At 69.2% G+C, this 1,482-nt stretch carries 1 protein-coding gene; it reads right to left on the bottom strand.

Annotation, left to right across the window (positions count from 1 at the left end):
• Positions 1 to 36: 36 nt before the first annotated feature.
• Positions 37 to 1,077, bottom strand: coding sequence for an IS30 family transposase (locus FH609_RS30715; protein WP_193318144.1), 1,041 nt, complete (start codon positions 1,075 to 1,077; stop codon positions 37 to 39).
• Positions 1,078 to 1,482 lie beyond the last annotated feature (405 nt).

Below are 1,482 nucleotides of genomic sequence, written 5' to 3'. Positions count from 1 at the left end.
CTTGGGTTCAAGGGGTCGTCGCAACACCACTTGGTTTCAGGTGGTGAGTAGATCACGTAGACGCTCGGCTGGGGTATCCCAGCCGAGCGTCTTGCGTGGGCGGCCGTTGAGTTCCTGGGCGACGTGTTCGAGGTCTTCGGGACTGTGGACACTCAGGTCGGTGCCCTTCGGGAAGTACTGTCGGAGCAGCCCGTTCGTGTTCTCGTTCGAGCCGCGTTGCCAGGGCGAGGCCGGGTCGCAGAAGTAGACGGGCATGCCGGTGGCCATGCTGAACTGCTTGTGGCGTGCCATCTCGCTGCCCTGGTCCCAGGTGAGGGAGCCGCGCAGGTGGTCGGGCAGGGTCTGGATGGTGTGGACGAGGCCGTCGCGGACGGTCTCGGCGTCGTGGGCTCCGCCGGGCAGGTGGACCAGCATGGTGTAGCGGGTACTGCGCTCGACCAGGGTGGCGATCGCGGAGCGCCCGCCCGCGCCGATGATCAGGTCGCCTTCCCAGTGCCCGGGCACGGCCCGGTCCTCGGCGGCGGCGGGACGGTCCCTGATCATCACCATCGGATCGATGAACCGTGGGGTGCGCCGCTCGGGGTCCCGGCGTGGTTTGCGCCGGGTCCGGCCGGAACGGATGGCTGCCTGCACTTCCCGCTTCAGGCCGCCGCGGGCCTGGTAATACAGCGCCTGGTAGATCGTCTCCACGCTCACCCGCATGCTCTCGTCGTCGGGATGCTCCTTCAGTAGAGCGTGGCAGATCTGTTCCGGTGACCACCGCCGGCGCAGTCCGTCCTGGACGAAGCGGCGCAGCCGTCCCTCGCGCAGCAGTTTGCGCTCTTTGGGCCGGGGTCTGCGCGCGGCGGCTGCCCGGTGGGCGGCGTAGGGCTGGTAGCCCTCGCTGCCGGAGTTCGCGTCGATCTCCCGCTTGACCGTGCTCGCCGGCCGTCTCAGAGCACGCCCGATCGCCCGCAGCGAGTGGCCCGCCGCGCGCAGATCGTGGATCTTCTCGCGCTCGGCCAGTGTCAGAAACCGCGCATGCAGGTGCTTTTCCAGGGCTTGCAGGCCCACCGGTGCTGTGGTCACGCCGCCCATCGTGACGGTCCCGGTGGTGTAGTCGACACGGCGGCCGTCGGCGTAAGTGCGCGTGGTAGCGGTCTTCTTGACGCCCCAGTCCCAGTCCTTGGCCGTGCGCTCGTTCACACCGACCTGCCGGGCCGCCACCCGGCGTGCGACACCGGCGGCCCGGAGCCGCTCGTACTCGTCACGCCCGGGGTGCCGCCGCGGCAGGCGCACCGAGCTCCGTCCGGCCTTCCGGGCCCAGCCGAAGGCCGTGTTCTGGTTCACTCCCAGCTCACGCGCCACCACGGTCACGTTCCCCACGGCATCCAGCCGCGCAAGGAAACGCTCCCTCAACCCCGCAAGATCATCCCGTCCAACGGCCACGGTCCTCGCAACTCCCACAGATCGCGGGTGTTGCGAGGACCGTTAGAACCCAAG

Origin of the sequence: Streptomyces sp. 3MP-14, from assembly GCF_006334905.2 — a bacterium.
Classification (GTDB): domain Bacteria; phylum Actinomycetota; class Actinomycetes; order Streptomycetales; family Streptomycetaceae; genus Streptomyces; species Streptomyces triticirhizae.
The sequence above is the reverse complement of the archived record's forward strand: the minus strand, read 5'-3'. Positions and strand labels throughout refer to the sequence as shown.

Excerpts from the sequence above, each read along its gene's own strand:
- FH609_RS30715 (WP_193318144.1), bottom strand. The coding sequence starts at position 1,077 with ATGGGCGGCGTGACCACAGCACCGGTGGGCCTGCAAGCCCTGGAAAAG.